A 19,417-nucleotide genomic window follows, 5' to 3' on the forward strand; every position below is an offset into this window, starting at 1 on the left:
AGGTTATCTGGGTGATGGAGAGAGTGTATAATTTTTCAGCAGGACCATCTATACTCCCTTTGCCAGTTTTAGAGAAAGTGCAAAAGGAGCTTGTAAATTATAACGGGACAGGCATGTCTGTTATGGAAATGAGCCATAGATCTTCTTATTTCCAAAGTATTATTGATGAAGCAAGTAGCTTACTTCGTGAATTAATGAACATTCCTGATGAGTATGAAGTTTTATTTTTACAGGGCGGTGCGTCATTACAATTTTCTATGATACCGTTAAATTTAATGAGTACGTATAAAAAAGCTGGGTACGTACTGACAGGTTCATGGTCTAAAAAGGCGCTGCAAGAAGCCGGAAAAGTAGGAGAAGTAAAAGTGATTGCTTCTTCTGAAAAAGAGAAGTTTACTACAATTCCTAAAATGGATGATTTACCAAATGATGAAGAACTAGATTATGTACATATTACAACGAACAATACAATTGAGGGGACAAAATATGTGGATATTCCACATTTAGAAAGAGTGCCGCTCGTTGCGGATATGTCCTCAAATATTTTATCAGAACAATATGATGTTACGAAGTTTGGTCTCATATATGCGGGTGCGCAAAAGAATTTAGGGCCAGCGGGTTTAACGATTGTAATTATAAAAAGAGATTTAATTGGCAGTGCAAATAGTGCTTGTCCTACGATGTTAAACTATGAAACTTACAGTAAAAATAACTCCCTATATAATACACCGCCATCCTTTAGTATTTATGTAGCAAAACTTGTACTAGAGTGGTTGAAAGAACAAGGCGGGGTATCTGCGATTGAAGAACAAAATAGAATGAAATCTTCACTTCTTTACAATTTTTTAGATGAATCTAAATTGTTTACTTCACCAGTTGATCCCACGTATCGGTCACTTATGAATATTCCGTTTACAACACCGTCAGAAGAGCTTAACAATCAGTTTTTACAAAAATCGAAAGAGCGCGGTTTCGTTACGCTAAAGGGACATCGTTCAGTCGGCGGTATGCGCGCTAGTGTTTACAATGCGATGCCAATCCAAGGTGTACAAGAATTAGTAGACTATATGAAGGAATTTGAGCTTGAAAATAGATAGGGAGATGGAGATATGTTTCGTGTTCAGACGTTAAATCAAATTGCCGAAAAGGGTTTGCAAATTTTTGATGGGAATCGCTATGAAATTGGAGACAAAGTAGGTCATCCAGATGGTATTTTACTTCGCAGCTATTCTTTACATCAAGAAGAGTTTTCAGAAGATTTAAAGGCGATTGCAAGAGCTGGTGCCGGTGTAAATAATATTCCTGTTGAGCGTTGTACGGAAAAAGGGATTGTAGTATTTAATACGCCAGGGGCTAATGCGAATGCAGTGAAGGAACTTATTATCGCAAGCCTTATTATGTCTTCCCGTAATATTATAAATGGAGTGAGCTGGACGAAAGAGTTGGATGGAGAAGAAGTACCACAGCTTGTTGAAGCAGGGAAAAAGCAATTCGTTGGATCAGAAATTGCAGGGAAACGTTTAGGTGTTATCGGTCTTGGCGCAATCGGTGCTTTAGTTGCGAACGATGCGTTATCTTTAGGGATGGACGTTGTTGGCTACGACCCGTATATATCAGTTGAAACAGCATGGCGTCTTTCTACGCAAGTACAAAGAGCGTTTAGCCTAGATGAAATCTTTGCAACGTGTGATTATATTACACTGCATATTCCTCTTACGAACCAAACGAAGGGGATTGTTGGTGAACACGCTATAGAGACGATGAAAAAAGGAATGCGTCTATTCAATTTCTCAAGAGGAGAACTTGTAGATGAAAATGCTCTTCAAAAAGCGTTAGAAGAAGATATTATTACACATTACGTAACAGATTTCCCGAATGAAAATGTTATAAAAATGAAAAATGTAACAGCGACGCCTCATCTTGGTGCATCTACGTCTGAATCTGAAGAAAATTGTGCAGTAATGGCTGCACGTCAATTACGTGAATATTTAGAGACAGGTAATATTCGTAATTCAGTAAACTATCCAAACGTAGAACTTCCGTACATTGGAAAAAAACGAATTACAATTATGCATCAAAACGTTCCGAACATGGTAGGACAAATTACAGGATGCTTAGCAGAACATCATATTAATATTGCGGATATGATTAATCGTAGTAAACATTCTTGGGCGTACACAATGATTGATATTGATAACGGAATTGATGATATAATGAAAGAGAATATTGTGGAAAATATAAGCAAAATCACAGGTGTTGTAGCTGTTCGAATGATTGTGTAAAGGAGAGAGAAACTTGGCAAAAATCCGATCGTTTCGTGCTATTCGTCCAGTAGAAGGTAAAGCAGCACAAGTAGCAGCTTTACCGTATGACGTATTAAATAGTGAAGAGGCAAGAGAAGTTGTAATAGGGAATCCATATTCTTTCTTACACGTTGATAAAGCAGAAATTGATTTAGACCCGGCACTTTCACCGTACGATGATCGCGTATATGAAAAAGCGGGTGAAAATTTAAAGCAATTTATACAAGAAGAAGTGTTCGTTCAAGATGAGGAGCCAGCGCTTTACATTTATGAACTGACGATGCAAGGAAGAACGCAGTCAGGCCTTGTCGTTTGTACATCGATTGACGAGTATGAAGATGATACAATTAAAAAACATGAAAGAACGCGTCATGAAAAAGAACTTGATCGTATTCGCCACGTAGATGTGTGTGACGCAAATACGGGGCCAATCTTTTTAACGTATCGTACAAAAGAAGAAGTGAAACGTTTCATTGCAAGCTGGAAAGAAGAACATGCGCCAATCTTTACATTTACAGCAGAAGATGGCGTTAGGCATGTTGCGTGGAAGATTGCAGATGAAGAGGTAATTACGACTTTAGTAAATACATTTGAAGACATTCCCAATCTTTATATTGCAGATGGACATCACCGCTCTGCATCAGCTGCAAAAGTAGGGCTAATGCGAAGAGAGCAATATCCGAATTACACAGGAGAAGAGGAATTCAATTTCTTCCTATCTGTTTTATTCCCTCATGATGAATTATCAATTTGGGACTATAACCGGGTTGTGAAAGATTTAAATGGTTTATCAGTCGAGCAGTTTTTAAAGCAAATTACGCAGTACTTCTATGTAGAAGAAGCAAATGGTTCTCCGTATAAACCAAATGAACCAAAATCATTTGGCATGTATGTAAACGAGAAGTGGTATAAGCTCACTGTGAAAGAGGAAACGTTTGATGCGAATGATCTCGTTAAAGGTTTAGATGTATCTATTCTGCAAGATCATTTATTAAGCCAAGTACTTGAAATACATGATCCACGATCTGATTCACGCATTGATTTTGTCGGAGGAATCCGCGGATTAGAAGAATTAGAACGCCTTGTAAATAGCGGTGAATATAAAGCAGCGTTTTCATTATATCCGACATCAATGGAAGCTTTATTATCAATCGCAGACGCAGGGGAAGTTATGCCGCCAAAATCAACGTGGTTTGAACCGAAACTGCGCAGTGGGTTGTTTGTTCATTCGTTAAAATAAATATAGACTTCTTTAGATTGAAAAACCGAAATGATTATAGTTTCGGTTTTTCTTATGTTAAAAGTGTTTTTGAGGAGGGGTATCGATGAAATTGCAAGTAGGCGAAAAAATCACCTTTGAACGAACGTTTACAAAAGAAGATGTTGTTTTATTTACAGAAGTATCTAAAGATGAAGGTGTTCATCATGTTACACCAGATGAGCAGGGGAGATTTGTTGTACAAGGGCTGTTAACATCAACGCTGCCTACAAAAATTGGCGGTGACTATAACGTACTAGCTCGCAAGATGGATTTTGAATTTTTACGTCCTGTTTTTAGCGGTGATACAATTCGTTGTGACGTAACTATTGAACAATTTGAACCCGATGAAAAACATCGCACAAAAATTATTGCGATGTTTATATGTAGAAATCAACTTGAAAAAGAAGTTATGAAGGGGAGTTTTTCGGGGATTATTCTTTAGTAAGTAGGAAAAGTAACGAATAGGTGGGGGCCATGTCTCTCGGGCTTAGATTTTTAATTCCCCCCATAATTAAAATTTTACACATTGCTGAATACTGATAATAAGACGTTATGTAATATACTCTGTTCTTTTCTTAACTAATAGAAGAATAGTTGAATAAGCTTGTCAACAAAAAGGACATTCCTAGTATTACAAGAAATGTCCTTTCCACTATATTATAGGGTATTTTGCTGAAATTCAAACTCTAAAATCAGTTTACTAGTTTGACCTGTAAACTGATAATTATAGGACCCTCTCAGATTTTCTAAGTTACCGGTAGCTTTAATAATTGTTCCTGGGGAATCTAGATTTCCTTTATCAAATATTCCTTGCTCTAGAGCTGTAAATGTCCCTTGTTGCCCCTTATAAATTCCTTCAAAGTGTAAAAATCCAGAAATTTTAGCAGTAGCCAAGTGACCATCATTTATATTTGAGTCTAAATAGTATAATAAGTATTCAACAAAAGCTTTTCCTTTTAATTCACCATCAATATCATATTCAACATGGGCAATATTAATAGGAAAATCTTTTCTAGTATCATCGATTAGTTTTTCATCCCATTTACTTACTGTAAATGTTACTTCCATAAACGTAATCTCCCTCCAATTAGATACTTTTAAAAAGTATCAATTCACAGTCATATCTCATAGGAGTGATTTTATTTATTGGGGTCCTTTCATGTCGCTATCAAGCTAACCAAAATAAAATACTCTCTAAAATGAAAAAACACGCTATTTTTTCTGTAGGATCAGGAAAATGACTATACTTATTTAAAGTTTTCCTTTATTCCACGCCACTCTCTAAAATAGAGAAAGCCCCATTTTCACAATCAATTTCTGCCAACGCGCCGTAAGGTAAAATAAACTTCGGCTCGGTATGGCCAAAATTTAAATTATAAAGAATCGGCAAATCTTCTAAGTTATGTTCTTTCATAACTTTCAGTATTTCGTGTTTATATTCTTCATAATACATTTCGTCTTTTGGTTTACCAAAAATGATGCCTTTTGCTTTTTGAAGAATGCCTTGCGCTGCGTAATTTCGTAACCAATACTTTATATAGCTTGGTTCTGGATGGTCTTCAGAAGTTTCAAAGAAAATGATGGTATTCTCCCAATGTTTTTTCTCAGGCCAAAGTTCCGTTCCTTTTGCAAATTCCAGTACTTCTATACAACCACCAATTAAACGCCCTTGTACAGTGATAGAGCCTTGAAGTAGCTCATATCCGTTGTTTTGTTGCATCGTACGCCTTTTATCTTTATTTATCTCTATCCATTCTAAACGCTCACTCGTCCATTCATGAGCTGGTTGAATCTCGCCAATATTCTCATTTGAAAAGAGAGTTCGATTTACCATTTCAATTGTATATGGATCCATCTCTACATTTTCGGCAAAATCAGTTAAAATGGCTGGACCGTAAAAAGAGGAAATTTCTGCTTTATGGCAAAACAAATGTGAAACGGTATCGTCAGAGTATCCCATAAAAATTTTCGGATTTTCGCGTATAACATTAAAATCTATATAAGGGAGTAAACGGATGCTATCTTCTCCACCGATATTCGTAATAATTCCTTTAATACGAGTATCTTTAAATGCTGTCATTAAATCTTCCGCACGAGCTTGTGGGTTGTTGTAAAGGTATTCGCTACCTTTTAAACTATTTGGCATTGGGACAACCTTAAGACCGAAGACGTCTTCTAATCTTTTTACTCCTTGCTCATATCGCCATCTTAGCTTAGAATCACCAGCACCTCCCCATGAAGAACTTACTGTCGCCACAATATCTCCTGGCTGTAATCTTTTTGGTTTCATTAACATATTAATTCCGCTCCTACATAATGTAATTAACTACGACTATACAAACCGTAGAGTTGAAGAACATAGTACATGACATTTAATTTCGCCACCATTAACAAATACACCTGCTGTTATTTATGAACCTAACACTATTGTTGAATATATGAATAAGATACAATAAATCTTTTTATCAAACTTTATATTTAAAAATTACAGTATGCAACATTGCATGCGAAAGGTGGTTGCTATTTTCTATAACCTGTAACTATAATAGTTACAGGTTGGTCGTATCCAATCAAAAAATATAATCATCATGAATGGAGAGGTTACATATGGGTATGAAAAAAATAATTTTAGCAGGTGCTTTAGGGATCGCAGCATTATCAGGAACGAATTTACCAGGATTAGAACTGTCAAAAGCGAGTGCTGCTTCTATTGAATCGAATCTCTCGACGTTAGAAGGGCGAGTAGTAGAAGTAGATAACGGTGTAATTGTCGTAAAATCTAAGCAATATGAGGAACCTGTTAGTGTGTATATAGATTCCCTTTCAAATGTGAAAGTAGGGGATGAGGTTAAAGCTACTGGATCTATGATGCGTAATTTTACGGAATATATGATTGCAAATACAGTTGAAAATACGTCAAATAAATTAGGTATGCACATGAAAGAAGACGGTTCTCCTGATTATGTGATTGGGGAAGTATCAAAAGTAGGAACGATGAACGATGAGGGAGACGATTCCACTAAATATGTCATTGTTCAGTATCCATCAGTAAATGGAAAGAAAGCTATTATTGATGTTTTCTTAACGAAGGGACAAGTATTTAATATGGGTGAGAAAGTGAAAATTGATATGAAGTATGTAGGTTGGGGCGGAATTTCTATTAACTACAACACAACGGATCATATCGAAAAAATTCATGAGGTAAAGAGCAACGTTGAAAATAATGATGATGTTTGGATTTGGTCTTAATTAGACGCTTGTAAATAACAAATGTATCATGCAGTATCCATCGAATCATCATATGTATGATAATTCGATGGGTACTTTTTTGTTTTATGTTTTTTTGAGAATAATGGATTTCCGATTAGAATATGATGTTAACACTGGAGCGAAGGTGAAAAAATACAATATTGAAAGAGGTGTTTAAGGGTGGAGCGAGATGAGGTTTATTTACGAGCTAAAAAAAGAATGGAGAATTTAAAAGCATTTTATATTCATTTAACGGTTTATATACTAGTGAACTTAATGCTTTTTATTATAAATATAAGTTCTGATTCAAGTAAATTATGGTTTTTATATCCACTTGCAGGTTGGGGGATTGGTATCGTTATACACGGATTGACAACTTTTCCATTTGGGATATTCGGAAAAGAGTGGGAAGAACGAAAGATTAAAGAATATATGGAGAAAGATAAGTAAATTTATTTCTGGAATGTATGAATATAAATCTCTTTGATCAAATGTTTGATGCGAAGTCTATTCTATAGCTTCGCCTATTTGTTTTGTATTCGAAGTTTGTGCGAGTGAGTGTTCCTATTCATTTTTTTAGCATCAACTGCATGTGAAATCAAAACTTTACTTGTAGTACATAATAAATACAGTTGTTTTACTTTTTAAATTACATGTGGATATAGGATAAAGTTGTTTTATCATCCTATATTAAAATAAAAATAAACCACTGTTCGATTTGAATATTCCACGATATAATGGTGAGAGTTTATGACAGAATAAATATTTACATAAGAAGTGAGGTACTGTATGAAAAAAAGAACGACAGACATTATTTTTATTATTATTGGTGCATTTCTTTTTGCGTTAGGTGTGAATTTGTTTGTTATTCCGAACGAGTTTGGTGAGGGTGGAGTAACAGGTATCACGATTATTACGTACTATTTATTTGAATGGTCACCAGGCTTAGTTAACTTAATTTTAAATGCGATTTTGTTAATAGCTGGTTATAAATTTTTGAATAAGATTACAACAATTTATACGATTATCGCTGTAGTTACGAACTCGCTATTTCTTCATTTGACAGAAGGCTGGACGATTGCTTCGGATGAAATGCTTGTAAATGCCATTTTCGGAGGAATATTTATTGGGTGCGGGATTGGTCTTATTATTCGCGTTGGCGGAACAACAGCAGGTACTACCATCTTAGCAAGGATGACGCATAAATATTTAGGATGGAGCATTAGCTATGGTTTACTGTTCTTCGATTTAATTGTTGCGTTTTCATCTTATTTCATCATTGGTGCAGAAAAACTGATGATAACAATTATTATGCTATATGTAGCAACGAAAGTGATGGAGTTTGTAATTGAAGGTTTAAATCCGAAGAAAGCCATTACGATTATTTCTGATAACCCGAATGAAATTGCCGGGAAGGTGACTACCTTAATGGGCAGAGGGGTTACCGTGTATTCAGGTCATGGCTATTACACGAAAACTCCGAAGGAAATTCTTTATATTGTTATTAATAAGCAAGAAGTAGTGAAGCTAAAACGGATTGTTCAAACTACGGATCCGGCTGCGTTCATCGCTATACACGATGTTCGTGATGTGTTCGGAGAAGGATTTGTTGATATTTCTAAGGCTTAATAAGAGTTAGAATTAGTTTTTAAAAAGGCAGAAAATGAGCAATGTTTTTTATTGAAATAATCTTAATGCGAAAATATGAGAATCTATTTTGATCACTTAATTATCAAGACCTAAATTTTAAAAAAACAAATAAATTCAAGGACATTATATATTTTATATGACTAATATGTAATGTCCTTTCTTATTCCACAATGATACCCGTTTGTTGACGATTAATTTTCATTATGCTTTTTGTGCCGAGTCCAATGCTTTTTTTAATTCGTCCGGTTTTTGAGTGCCGATTACCACTGTGTTATATTTCAACTTTAACTCTATACCTTTCTTTCCATTCATGTTATAGGCCGTTTCACCCTTAAGGTTAAAACGAATTCCCCATCCTCCGAATCTTTTTAGTGGACTGTAAGTAATGCTTTCATAGTGACATATATTTTTGAAAAGGTACTGTTTATATTGAAAATGAAAAGGAACAAAACGAACATAAAGACCTTTTTCACGGACTTCTATAATCAGTTTCAATACCCCAAGCATTAATAGAGGAAAGGCAATCCCAAAAAACAACCACAAAGCAATTAACACACCATTGGGAGCTGGTTTATCTCCAAACGGGGTATCAAGGATAATTTGTTGAATGAATCCATACCACATCAGTGCTGCGATCCCAAATATGAGTATCCATACCCAAATTTGTTGTGGTCGCTGAACCTCACGAAAGATAATACGTTCTTGTTGTTTCATTAATAATTGTCACCTCCTAAATGATTTATTACAGGGAATCCTTTTTGATCCAGTAATATGTATCCTTTGTTTTTATTCTCTATGAGAACTTCTTGTACTCTCATAGCACTTCACCCCTAAAAAAATTAACGCTCAGTCTAAAGACCTCACAACGCTTTCCGTTATGAGATACGTTAGCTACCTAAATTATACAAACTTTTCCGAATTCAGTATACATATAGAGTTTTATTTTTATTATCTGTATAAGTAATCTAATGTTTATAAGAAAAGAGGATATATACTCATATATTGAACGTAATATCCTCTTCTTAGTTTAGTCTATTTAAAATCTATTTCAAAATGGATTCTTTTTATTTATCGTAAAATATTGGCTTGTAGGTATTATTTATGAACCTTTATTCCAAAGCTACATTATCATACGATCTGTTGTACTGTATTGCGGTTCTAATGCGTAGTATCTTTGATAACCTCAATAATTTCACGTAATGGATTTTAAAATTTAGCTCATTGCCATGAAAAAATTAATGCTGTAATTGTTTTTCTTTTTCTTGCAAAAAATCCAATTGTTTCTTAATGTAAGGATGTAGAAGGATGAACAAGAGAGGGTTTAATGAAGATGATACATATTTTATTAGCTGATGATGATAAACATATTAGAGAGTTATTGCATTACCATTTACAAAAAGAGGGCTTTAAAGTTTTTGAAGCGGAAGATGGAAAGGTAGCGCAAGGCGTTTTAGAGAAAGAAAATATTCATCTTGCGATAGTAGACATTATGATGCCGTTTGTTGATGGCTATACGTTATGCGAAGAAATCCGGAAGTATCATGATATACCTGTTATTTTATTAACTGCAAAAGATCAGCTAGTAGATAAAGAAAAAGGATTCATTTCTGGTACGGACGATTATATTGTAAAACCGTTTGAGCCAGCTGAAGTCATTTTCCGTATGAAAGCATTATTGCGTCGTTATCAAATGCTTAATGCTGATATTATTACGCTGCACGGTACAACAATTGACCGAAAAGGGTTTGAAGTGAAGTGTAACGGTCAGACGATTTTGCTTCCATTAAAGGAATTTGAATTATTATCACAACTTGCTAGTTATCCTGGAAGAACATTCTCGAGAGAAGAATTAATTGAATTAGTATGGGGAATGGATTTTGAAGGAGATGAACGAACAGTTGACGTTCATGTGAAGCGACTGAGAGATCGTTTTTCAAAACGAACAGATGATTTTCAAATTACGACAGTACGCGGACTCGGTTATAAGTTGGAGTTGAAATAAAATGAAATCACTATATTCTAGATTTGTTTTTATGACAGTCGGTATTATGCTTCTTAGTAGTATTATCGGTTTTTTATTAACGAACGTATATTATCAAGTGAAGTTAAAACCGTACAATAGTGAAAAGATTTTAATGTATGCTAAAGAAGTAAAATCATTATATGAAAAGCAAAGTGAAGAGAATAAAGAGGCATACTTACAGTCTATTGCGAAGTTAGGGTATGAAATTTATATTGTAGATGACGAAAATCATGGGAAACGTATTGGGAATGCGTTTCGTAAGATAACAATTAGTGATGATACCGTTCATAAAGTATTGCAAGGTGAAACGTTTAATGGCGTTTCCACATATCCAACGCGCCTCTTTATTACAGGATTTTTTGATAATGAATTAATTAATAGTGTCGGTGTACCGCTAAAACACGATGATAAACAGTACGCTTTATTCATTCGCCCTGATATTCAGCAACAATTTGGTGAAATGAGAATTTTTCTAGCGGTATTACTTGGTTTCATCGTTGTATTAAGTATCATTTTTATAGCGATCGCAGCAGGGTATATTGTTCGTCCTATTCGAACATTTACGAAAGCGACTCAAAAGATTGCAAGTGGTGAATATGATATCGAATTAGATGAAAATCGAAAAGATGAAATTGGTACACTAGCGACTAATTTTCAAAAGATGACAAAGAGCATTAAAGAATTAGACCAAATGAGACAAGAGTTCGTTTCTAACGTTTCTCATGAATTCCAATCTCCACTTTCTTCGATACAAGGTTTTTCGAAAACATTACAATCGGAGAATATGAGTGAAGAGGAAAGAAAACGTTACTTGAAAATTATTGAGGGTGAAAGTAAGCGGATGTCTAGTTTATGTAAACAGTTACTTACGCTTGCTTCTTTAGATAAAGAAGAGAAGGTTTTACAGATAAAAGAATTCAATCTGCAGAAGCAAATTAAAGACGTCATTTTTATGCTCGAATGGAAATGGCGTGAAAAAGATATAGCTGTTGAATTTGATGTACCGGACATATTTATAGAAGGTGATGAAAACCTACTACATCAAGTATGGAGTAATATTTTTACGAATAGCATTAAGTTTTCAAACGATGGCGGGACGATTGAATTTGTTGTAGAAGAATTAGAATCCGGTATTGTCATTTCTATATCAGATAACGGAATCGGTATGGAAAAAGAAGAAATGGATCGTATATTTGATCGTTTTTACAAAGTAGATACGGCAAGGGCAAGAAACATAGAAGGTAGTGGTTTAGGGTTATCGATCGTGCAGAAAATTGTTGAACTTCATAATGGAAACGTTTCGGTATATAGCACGAAAGGGGAAGGGACGACTGTTCGGGTTGAGCTTCCGAAATAGATGGAAAGGAAGAGGCTGTTTTTGGAACAGCCTCTTCTTATTTTTGTCAATTGGTCAATATATTATCACTTACGTGTAAAGTGATAAAAAGTTGTTTGAAAAAATGCGAGTCATTCTATTTCACAATTGGGTCAGTTTGTGGAATAAGATTAGCAGGAAGTTTATTTAAAAATGTAGAATCTCTACAGAGTTATAAGGATTTTATTGAAACTTTAACTATTTAGGGAGGCGATTACTTTGAAACGAATTGACTTGTTTTTAAACGGACTAGATTCCACATTCGATAAAGAGAGTTGGTATGCACCGTTTAAACATGCTATAGAAGGACTTACAGCCGAACAGGCTATCTGGAAACCATATGGAGAGGCAACTAAAACCATTTGGGAGAACGTTAATCATCTCATTTATTACAAAGAGAGACTTGCTGCAAACTTGGAAGACCGTGAATGGATACATAATCTCGACGGTGATGAAACCTTTTATCTTACCAATCAATCTAATGATGATAAGGAATGGAAGAAAGTCGTTGAACGTTGTGAAAATGCCCAACGTAATTTAAGACAGGCATTGAGTGCAATTTCCGAAAAAGAACTTGAGCAAAATTCACTTGAGGGGAAATTACTGGACATTATGCTTCATGATGCTTATCATACAGGTCAAATTATTCAATTAAGGAAAATGCAGGGGTCTTGGCCATCAAATCGATAATTGAACGTTTTAGTTGGTGCTATTGTTATATTTTTAGTGAGGTATTTTACATTCAAAATTAAATAACTATAATTATAACCCCGTCTCAAATTTAGAACGGGGTTAAATTTGTTCCTGCTATAAAGCCGCACCTTTCCCGCGCTCTTCCTTAAACCGAAGCCCAAAAGTATCCGCTGTAATTTCATCAGCTTTCGGCAATGAACGTAATTTCGGATGAAGTAGCCATACGAGAGAAATGAATAAAATTCCGATGCTAGCGAGCGCGAAAATGAGTTGGCTACTAAATACATTTGCGGTGTATCCGCCAATTAAAGAGCCGAACGGCATAGCGATTGTACCCATGCTTCGTGTGACTGAATTGATGCGTCCAAGATATTGATTTGGAATTAAAGTTTGACTAATTGTCGCAAATAATATGTTGGTCGCACCAATTGGTATCCAAGCTAAGCCGAATAAAAAAATTGATAACCATTGAAACGGTACAAACGTAGAGAGAAACCAAAAGAAAGCGCTAGTCGCAAAGCTAATAATGGAGACATGGCTAATATTATGTTTACCAACCCATGAACTGAATAGTGCTCCAATTAAACTACCGGCGGATATAGCGGCTAAAAAGAAACCGTATAATTTAACCCCTCCTAAAGAATCGGCGAAAGAAGGGAGTATTGCCATCGTCATACCGATTGAAAAATTAGCGACAACTGAACCGATTAAGAAGATGCCCATTAATGAACGAAAGACGATTGAAAAGCCTTCTTTTAAATCAGAGAAATATTGCTTTGTTGAAAGTGATGTGCCTGTTTCGGTTTGTGTCGGTATTTTTAATGAAATAAACAAAATCGCAGTAATCGCGAATGTGAAAGAGTCGATTATATATAAAGTGATTGCGCCAAGTAATGCTACTAATATTCCGGAAAGAGTTGTACAAACTAAATCAATGCCTTGATAAGCAAAGGAAAAGAGTGAGTTTCCCTTTAATAATTGTGTTTTATGCAGTAGAAGTGGTAAAGCTTTTGATTGTGCGGGATAGGCGAATTGTTCGATAAAGGCTACGATGGGCATAATGATGAGTAGTAGTTGAACTGTTAATAGATCGAAGTAGTGTGTAATAGGAATGATTAATATAAGAATGCATTGCAGGACTTGTGTGATTACAAGGGTGTTTTTGATTGACCATCTATCAACGAATGGACCGGTAAGAAATTGTAATGCAGAAGGTAATAATGTAAGGAAACCAGCCAATCCAGAATAAAAAGGATTACCACTCAGCTCATATACGAGCCACATCGCTGCTACATAATACAAACTATCTCCTATGTTTGTAAAAATTCTCCCTAAAAATAGTAAGAGGAAATTCCGGTTTTTTAATATGTCCACTTTATCTACTCCTTTATAAAAAAATTATTCGGTAAAATAAATTTGACCGTTTATGTAAAAAAAAATCGCATTACGATTTTTCTTCTTTTTTTACAAACTGCTGCATTGTTCTCTCAGCGATTTGAAGTGCAGTAGTAGAAATATAATAAGCTTTACTATTTGGATCTTTATCCGCACTTTTTGTGATTTCGTTTAATTCAGCCATTAATTCATGAAACTTTTTCACCCACACTTGAAATTGTTCTGGCGTAGCATCAAATTCCCAGCAGGATGAAACGTAATTCCACTCAGCTGGGTCTTCACTTGCATTTCGTAATGTAAAAGATTCTTCTGGTGCAGCGAGAATATGGCTTTTCGTTCTTTCCGTCATTTGTAAAAAGATTTGGCGACCTGATTCGCTTAATATTTCTAAATGAGGTAATAGGTCCGCGGCAGGGGTAAATCCTTTAGCGACAGATTGATAAAACTTTTGAACGATGCCATTCTTTTCTTCTGTATATACGATTTCTATAAGGCCATTCTTCTCTAATTCTTTTAAATGATAATGAATTTTCGCCCTTGAAATGCCGAATTTCTCAGATAGCAGTTGTCCTGTATAAGGACGTTCGCATAGACGCATCATCATTTCGGCACGTAGTGGATCGCTTATTGCTTTTAGTTGGCTATAAGTAGTTAGTGTTAACATGGGCTTCAAATGATCAGCTCCTCAAATTAAATTACTCGGTCAAGATTATTTGACTGAATTGTATCAAGGATTTTAATTGTTTTCAATACTTTCTGAAAATTTAATTTTCATTCTGTAATCTTTTGTTCATATTCCGTTCATATTTCTTTTTTATTATAAGTGCATAGAAAGAAAGAGGAAGGAGCGAGCGAAATGTTTTTAGCTCTGCGTGAATTAAAACAATCAAAATTAAGATACGGATTAATCGGACTTATTATGGTGTTATTATCATTTTTAGTCCTTGTTATTTCAGGATTAGCAAATGGACTATCATATGATAATGCTTCATCGATTCAAAATATGGAGGCAAATAAGTTCGTTTTAGCAGATGATGCGGAAAATAAATTACTTCGTTCACAAATTAAGAAAGATGATGTAGATAACGTAGTAAATCAAGTAGGCGAGAAAGAGGCCGTTCCGTTTCGTGTGAAAGTTTCAACGTATGAAAAGAAAGATAGTTCGAAAAAAGTGGATGTTGCTATTTTCTCAAGTGAACGTGATTCATTTTTAGAACCAAACATTGTAAAAGGTGAGAAATTAGGTACAGCAAACAACGAAATGGTTGCTGATGAATCAATTAAAGAAAAAGGAATTGATATTGGGGATACAATTATTGATCCTGTTTCAAAGAAAGAATTTACAATCGTTGGATTTACGAAAGATCAAATGTTTAGCCATACACCAGTCGTTTATGTAAATGAAGATGTATGGGGTGCTATTTCACAACCAAACCAAAAAGATTATAGTGCAATTGCGCTTAATACAGATAAAGAAATTAAAAATGCACATGTTATCGACAAAAAAGAAGTACTGCAAAGTATTCCAGGATTTAAAGAAGAGCAAGGAACATTAACGATGATCATTGCATTCTTACTTGTTATCGCTGCGTTACTAATCGGTGTATTCTTCTACGTAATTACGTTGCAAAAAACACAGCAATTAGGTGTACTAAAAGCAATCGGTACGAAAAATTCTTATTTAGCAAATAGCTTAGTCGTGCAGGCGTTATTCTTATCAGTCGTTGCGATGATAATCAGTATAGTTCTTGTACAAGGATTAGAACAAATTTTACCAGCGGGTATGCCGTTCTTATTAACAACACCAATGATTGCACAATATGCAGCAATCTTTATCGTCATTAGTATTTTAGGAACACTTATTTCGTTATACCAAGTATTAAAAGTTGATGCATTAGAAGCAATTGGAGGCGGGATGTAATGACTTCATTATTAAAATTAGACAAAGTAAGTAAAGTGTACGGAGAAGGGAATACAGAAGTAACAGCCCTTCATCCGATGTCGCTTGATGTGAAAGCTGGAGAATTTATCGGAATCGTCGGTCCTTCTGGATCAGGGAAAAGTACGTTATTATCAATCGCAGGTGCTTTATTATCACCGTCAAAAGGGGATATTTACATTCGTGAGCAAAATATTACGAAGTTATCAGAAAAGGAAATGACAGACATTCGTTTGAAAAAAATCGGCTTCATTTTCCAGTTCGCAAATCTTGTTCCATATTTAAATGTAAAAGAACAATTGCTTTACATTGCAAAGTTAAAAAAAGACAACAAACAAGAATCGGAAAAGCGTGCGGATCACTTGCTAGCAGCATTTGGATTATCTGAAAGAAAAACTCATTATCCAAATCAACTATCGGGCGGGGAAAAACAAAGGGTAGCAATCACTCGTGCTTTCATGAACAACCCAGATTTAATATTAGCGGATGAACCAACGGCAAGCTTAGACTCAAAACGCGCACGTGAAGTCGTGGAAATGATGAAACGTGAAGTGAAAGAAAGTCAAAAAGCAGCAATTATGATTACACATGATGAAAGAATGCTTGATGTATGTGATCGTATATTGACGCTTAGAGATGGGAAGTTAATATAAAGAAAAAAGGCCAACCGTACATATATGTGCAGTTGGCCTTTGTATGATTATTTTAAAATAGATATAATGGCTTTATTTTGAGAATAACGTTTTAATTTTATTTCGTGTTATTAATAAAACCCCGCCTAATACAGATAACATACCTAAAGCCATATTATTTGATTCTTCACTACCAGCGTTAGGAAGTTCTCTAGCATTGTTTTTCGCTGGAACAGTAGAAGGTGTAGTAGTAGTGTTATTATTCACTGTCGTTTGTTTTGGTTGTGATACTTCATTAATTTTGTTATCTACATTTTGCTTTGTTGTATGTAACTCAGCTAATTTGTCATCAATTTTTTTCTCAGTATGTTTAAAATCGTTTATTTTAATATCTAAGTCTTGTTTTTTCTTTGTTAAATCGTCTGAAACAGTTTGTTTCGCTTGTTTCATTTCGTTTATTTTATTTAGTAAATATTGTCTAGCTTCTTGTAACTCAGCTAATTTGTTTTTCACATCTTGTTTAGCTAGTTCTAAGTTAGATGAAAGACTATCTAAATTGCCTTTAATTTTCTTAAGTTCTTCTAATGTGTTACCTGTATTCGGTTTATTTTCTTTAATTTCAGCAAGTTTGTCCTCAGCGGTTTGTTTCGCTTTCTTTAACTCAGCTAATTTGTCATCTACCTGTTTTTTTACTTCCTTAAGCTCATTAACCTTCTGATCGATGTTTTCTTTATGCTGCTTAATTTCATTCACTTTTTCATCGACAGTTTGTTTATGTTCTTTAATCTCATTAACCTTTTCAGCAACAGTTTGCTTATGCTCTTTAATTTCAGCAACTTTTTCATCTACTTGCTTTTTATGCTCTTTAATTTCAGCGATTTTATCTTCGGCGATTTGTTTGTCTTGCTGAAGTTTTGCATCTAACTCTTGTTTATGTTGTTTAATCTCGCCAATTTTTTCATCTGCAACTTGTTTACGTTCATGTAGTTCATTCACCTTTGTATCAACATTTTCCTTAACTTGGTTAAGTTCATTTAATGTTTGATCCACATTTTCTTTGTGCTGCTGCAATTTCGCATCTAACTCTTGTCTATGTTGCTTAATTTCAGCTAAGCGATCTCCCGTACTTTGCTGGGGAGTAGCATCAGTTACTTCCGCATGAGTAGAGTTTGCGCCAGCAATCATTGCTAAAGCTAGTGTAGACGCAGCGATTGTTTGTTTTGTTTTCATATTTTTGTACCTCTTTTCTTTCATATGCATGAGCTGTTTTGTGTAAAATTGAGCATATAGAAGTAGATTATTTTATTATTATATACCATGTTCGGCGCCTAGAGGAAGTATTTGCATAATAATCTATGATTATGTGATTCTTATAGTCTCTTATTTTGGGATAGGGGACAAATCTTCAGCAAGATGAACAATTTCTTCTATAGTAGATTTTACATCTTTACTATCGCGAATAACAAACAAATAATCAGCCTCATTTTCTACAGGATCTACTACATCTTCATGTTGAGATTCAGCCTGTTGCCGAACGAGTACTTCTTTGAAACTGGAATAGTTACCTCTAAATATATTTATACTTCGCTTACTACGAGCTACTCTTTCATAAAGAATATCATCTGGAATGTCAAAACGAACGAGTATGCGTACATATTCCTCTTCCTTAAACAGCTCATTCAGCAAATAGATCCGGCCGTTTCGGCTTCTATTTGAGTTGCAAATGATAAGGTGTAAATTTGTATGTTCTTTTGCATAATCAACAATGAATTTCGAAAGAGCGTGCTTAAATGTATTAGGGCCTTCAGTTGGCTGTAATTTTTCATAATGCGTGTTAATAAATTCTGCTTGGTTATCTTGATCCATAACGAAAGAGTGGGGTAACTTTTTTTCTAGTTCTTTAGCAAATGTTGTTTTTCCACTGTGGGTTTTTCCTACTGTAATAATGACTAATCGTTTCATATTGGCCTCCATATGTATTGTTATAATCTGGAATGTTCGGTGTGAATCGACAATTTTCCTGCCGGAGAAAATACAAAGTGGCTGAGTAGTAATGGGCTGAAAATTTCACCAAAAAACTTATTTATCCAATAATTCCCTAATGTGAAAAGTGTGATGTTGTCCTAACTCAAATGAACTAAAAAATATTCTGTTTAGAAAGGGGGCGACAATGCTATCGTTATTGAAATATATTATGAAAATGTTCCTGGTGAAAAGGAGGTTTAGAACAAATATTAATAATAAAAGGGTAGGAAACATATACCCTTTATAGTTAAATACAGCCTTTCATAATCTATGTTGAATCAATTGGAAAACTAATGGAAAAGTGTTATGGTTTATTTGGGAGCTGCACATTATTTATGTTCAGTAAAAAAGGGGGATTAAAGTGGGGGCTAAAATTTTTAACGGCAGGCATATAGCCAATAGCAAGGATCAAGAATTTGTTGTTTTTATTATTGGTATGCGTATTAATAACCTATTAAAATTTTGGAAGTGGATACCAGTTTTTAATGCTATGGGACCTATGATTAAAGAATTGTATCAAAATCCACAATGGGGTTTCTTACATACAGAATTCTTATTTAGTTGGAGAAAAGTAATCCTAATTCAATACTGGAAGGGATTCGACGAATTAGTAAACTATGCTCACGGAAAAAATCATTCATATGCTTGGAAATCATACAATAATAAGATTAAAGATAATGGGAGTGTCGGTGTTTTTCACGAGACATATCAAATAGAAAAAGGTGCTTCTGAAGCAATCTATGTTAATATGCCAAAAATAGGTTTATCTAGAGCTACCGAACATATACCAGTATCTCAAGATACTAATACTGCTCAAAAAAGAATGAATAAATAATTCGGAAAATTGTGCATATAATTTCGATGTTCCTGCC

Annotated in this window: 20 protein-coding genes; 13 read left to right on the forward strand and 7 right to left on the reverse strand. The window is 34.7% G+C overall.

What is annotated here, in order from left to right; all coding sequences use genetic code 11:
* The first annotated feature begins 14 nt into the window (after positions 1-14).
* The 4 genes from serC to CQ058_RS24030 all read left to right on the forward strand — a co-directional run bounded on the left by serC (position 15) and on the right by CQ058_RS24030 (position 4,006).
* Positions 15-1,097, forward strand: a complete 1,083-nt coding sequence (gene serC, locus CQ058_RS24015; protein ID WP_002190143.1) for a 3-phosphoserine/phosphohydroxythreonine transaminase — start codon at positions 15-17, stop codon at positions 1,095-1,097.
* A 12-nt stretch (positions 1,098-1,109) separates the two neighbouring features.
* Positions 1,110-2,282 (forward strand): 3-phosphoglycerate dehydrogenase family protein, encoded by a 1,173-nt coding sequence (locus CQ058_RS24020; RefSeq protein WP_002190142.1) that lies wholly within the window; start codon positions 1,110-1,112, stop codon positions 2,280-2,282.
* Between the two features lie 13 nt (positions 2,283-2,295).
* On the forward strand, positions 2,296-3,543 hold the full coding sequence (locus CQ058_RS24025; protein ID WP_002190141.1) for a DUF1015 domain-containing protein: 1,248 nt from the start codon (positions 2,296-2,298) through the stop codon (positions 3,541-3,543).
* An 85-nt stretch (positions 3,544-3,628) separates the two neighbouring features.
* Positions 3,629-4,006 carry a hotdog family protein gene (locus CQ058_RS24030; RefSeq protein ID WP_002033079.1) on the forward strand — a complete coding sequence of 126 codons (378 nt, stop codon included), beginning with the start codon at positions 3,629-3,631 and terminating at the stop codon, positions 4,004-4,006.
* A 215-nt stretch (positions 4,007-4,221) separates the two neighbouring features.
* Here CQ058_RS24030 and CQ058_RS24035 read toward each other — a convergent pair whose 3' ends face one another.
* Together CQ058_RS24035 and CQ058_RS24040 are read right to left on the reverse strand one after the other, a co-directional pair.
* The gene (locus CQ058_RS24035; protein ID WP_002190140.1) at positions 4,222-4,632 is read right to left on the reverse strand and encodes a DUF3224 domain-containing protein; all 411 of its coding nucleotides are present in this window, start codon (positions 4,630-4,632) and stop codon (positions 4,222-4,224) included.
* 196 nt (positions 4,633-4,828) lie between these two features.
* The gene (locus CQ058_RS24040; RefSeq protein WP_002190139.1) at positions 4,829-5,860 is read right to left on the reverse strand and encodes a S66 family peptidase; all 1,032 of its coding nucleotides are present in this window, start codon (positions 5,858-5,860) and stop codon (positions 4,829-4,831) included.
* A 311-nt stretch (positions 5,861-6,171) separates the two neighbouring features.
* On the opposite strand from CQ058_RS24040, the gene CQ058_RS24045 reads away from it, so the two are divergent.
* The 3 genes from CQ058_RS24045 (at position 6,172) to CQ058_RS24055 (ending at position 8,442) form a co-directional block, all read left to right on the forward strand.
* Positions 6,172-6,813 carry a F0F1 ATP synthase subunit alpha gene (locus tag CQ058_RS24045; protein WP_002168020.1) on the forward strand — a complete coding sequence of 214 codons (642 nt, stop codon included), beginning with the start codon at positions 6,172-6,174 and terminating at the stop codon, positions 6,811-6,813.
* A gap of 180 nt (positions 6,814-6,993) precedes the next feature.
* A complete protein-coding gene (locus CQ058_RS24050; protein ID WP_002110712.1) occupies positions 6,994-7,263 on the forward strand; it encodes a 2TM domain-containing protein in 270 nt (89 codons plus the stop codon).
* Between the two features lie 339 nt (positions 7,264-7,602).
* Positions 7,603-8,442 (forward strand): YitT family protein, encoded by an 840-nt coding sequence (locus tag CQ058_RS24055; protein ID WP_000747487.1) that lies wholly within the window; start codon positions 7,603-7,605, stop codon positions 8,440-8,442.
* Positions 8,443-8,664: 222 nt separating this feature from the next.
* Here CQ058_RS24055 and CQ058_RS24060 read toward each other — a convergent pair whose 3' ends face one another.
* Positions 8,665-9,177, reverse strand: a complete 513-nt coding sequence (locus CQ058_RS24060) for a DUF6141 family protein (protein WP_002190137.1) — start codon at positions 9,175-9,177, stop codon at positions 8,665-8,667.
* A 610-nt stretch (positions 9,178-9,787) separates the two neighbouring features.
* Between CQ058_RS24060 and CQ058_RS24065 the strand changes: the two genes are divergently transcribed.
* The 3 genes from CQ058_RS24065 to CQ058_RS24075 all read left to right on the forward strand — a co-directional run bounded on the left by CQ058_RS24065 (position 9,788) and on the right by CQ058_RS24075 (position 12,551).
* Positions 9,788-10,465, forward strand: coding sequence for a response regulator transcription factor (locus tag CQ058_RS24065; protein WP_002033085.1), 678 nt, complete (start codon positions 9,788-9,790; stop codon positions 10,463-10,465).
* Position 10,466: 1 nt separating this feature from the next.
* Positions 10,467-11,843, forward strand: coding sequence for a sensor histidine kinase (locus tag CQ058_RS24070; protein ID WP_002168021.1), 1,377 nt, complete (start codon positions 10,467-10,469; stop codon positions 11,841-11,843).
* Positions 11,844-12,080: 237 nt separating this feature from the next.
* Positions 12,081-12,551: a DinB family protein gene (locus CQ058_RS24075; RefSeq protein WP_002128104.1), complete on the forward strand. Its 471-nt coding sequence runs from the start codon at positions 12,081-12,083 to the stop codon at positions 12,549-12,551.
* Positions 12,552-12,668: 117 nt separating this feature from the next.
* On the opposite strand, the gene CQ058_RS24080 is transcribed toward CQ058_RS24075, so the two are convergent.
* Positions 12,669-13,928, reverse strand: coding sequence for an MFS transporter (locus tag CQ058_RS24080; protein WP_002192784.1), 1,260 nt, complete (start codon positions 13,926-13,928; stop codon positions 12,669-12,671).
* Positions 13,929-13,998: 70 nt separating this feature from the next.
* Positions 13,999-14,622, reverse strand: coding sequence for an ArsR/SmtB family transcription factor (locus CQ058_RS24085; RefSeq protein WP_002190135.1), 624 nt, complete (start codon positions 14,620-14,622; stop codon positions 13,999-14,001).
* Between the two features lie 183 nt (positions 14,623-14,805).
* Here CQ058_RS24085 and CQ058_RS24090 point away from each other — a divergent pair, with 183 nt between their 5' ends.
* Both CQ058_RS24090 and CQ058_RS24095 read left to right on the forward strand, forming a co-directional pair.
* Positions 14,806-15,870, forward strand: a complete 1,065-nt coding sequence (locus CQ058_RS24090; protein WP_002190134.1) for an ABC transporter permease — start codon at positions 14,806-14,808, stop codon at positions 15,868-15,870.
* The gene (locus CQ058_RS24095; RefSeq protein ID WP_002142440.1) at positions 15,870-16,541 is read left to right on the forward strand and encodes an ABC transporter ATP-binding protein; all 672 of its coding nucleotides are present in this window, start codon (positions 15,870-15,872) and stop codon (positions 16,539-16,541) included. The genes CQ058_RS24090 and CQ058_RS24095 overlap by 1 nt, the downstream gene beginning before the upstream one ends.
* A gap of 72 nt (positions 16,542-16,613) precedes the next feature.
* On the opposite strand, the gene CQ058_RS24100 is transcribed toward CQ058_RS24095, so the two are convergent.
* Complete coding sequence (locus CQ058_RS24100) at positions 16,614-17,780, reverse strand: LPXTG cell wall anchor domain-containing protein (protein ID WP_105590016.1); 1,167 nt, start codon at positions 17,778-17,780, stop codon at positions 16,614-16,616.
* Between the two features lie 120 nt (positions 17,781-17,900).
* Positions 17,901-18,494, reverse strand: a complete 594-nt coding sequence (locus CQ058_RS24105; RefSeq protein WP_181150778.1) for an AAA family ATPase — start codon at positions 18,492-18,494, stop codon at positions 17,901-17,903.
* Between the two features lie 412 nt (positions 18,495-18,906).
* Between CQ058_RS24105 and CQ058_RS24110 the strand changes: the two genes are divergently transcribed.
* On the forward strand, positions 18,907-19,380 hold the full coding sequence (locus tag CQ058_RS24110) for a DUF4188 domain-containing protein (protein ID WP_105590017.1): 474 nt from the start codon (positions 18,907-18,909) through the stop codon (positions 19,378-19,380).
* Positions 19,381-19,417 lie beyond the last annotated feature (37 nt).

This window comes from Bacillus sp. MYb56 (genome assembly GCF_002976445.1).
GTDB lineage: Bacteria > Bacillota > Bacilli > Bacillales > Bacillaceae_G > Bacillus_A > Bacillus_A mycoides.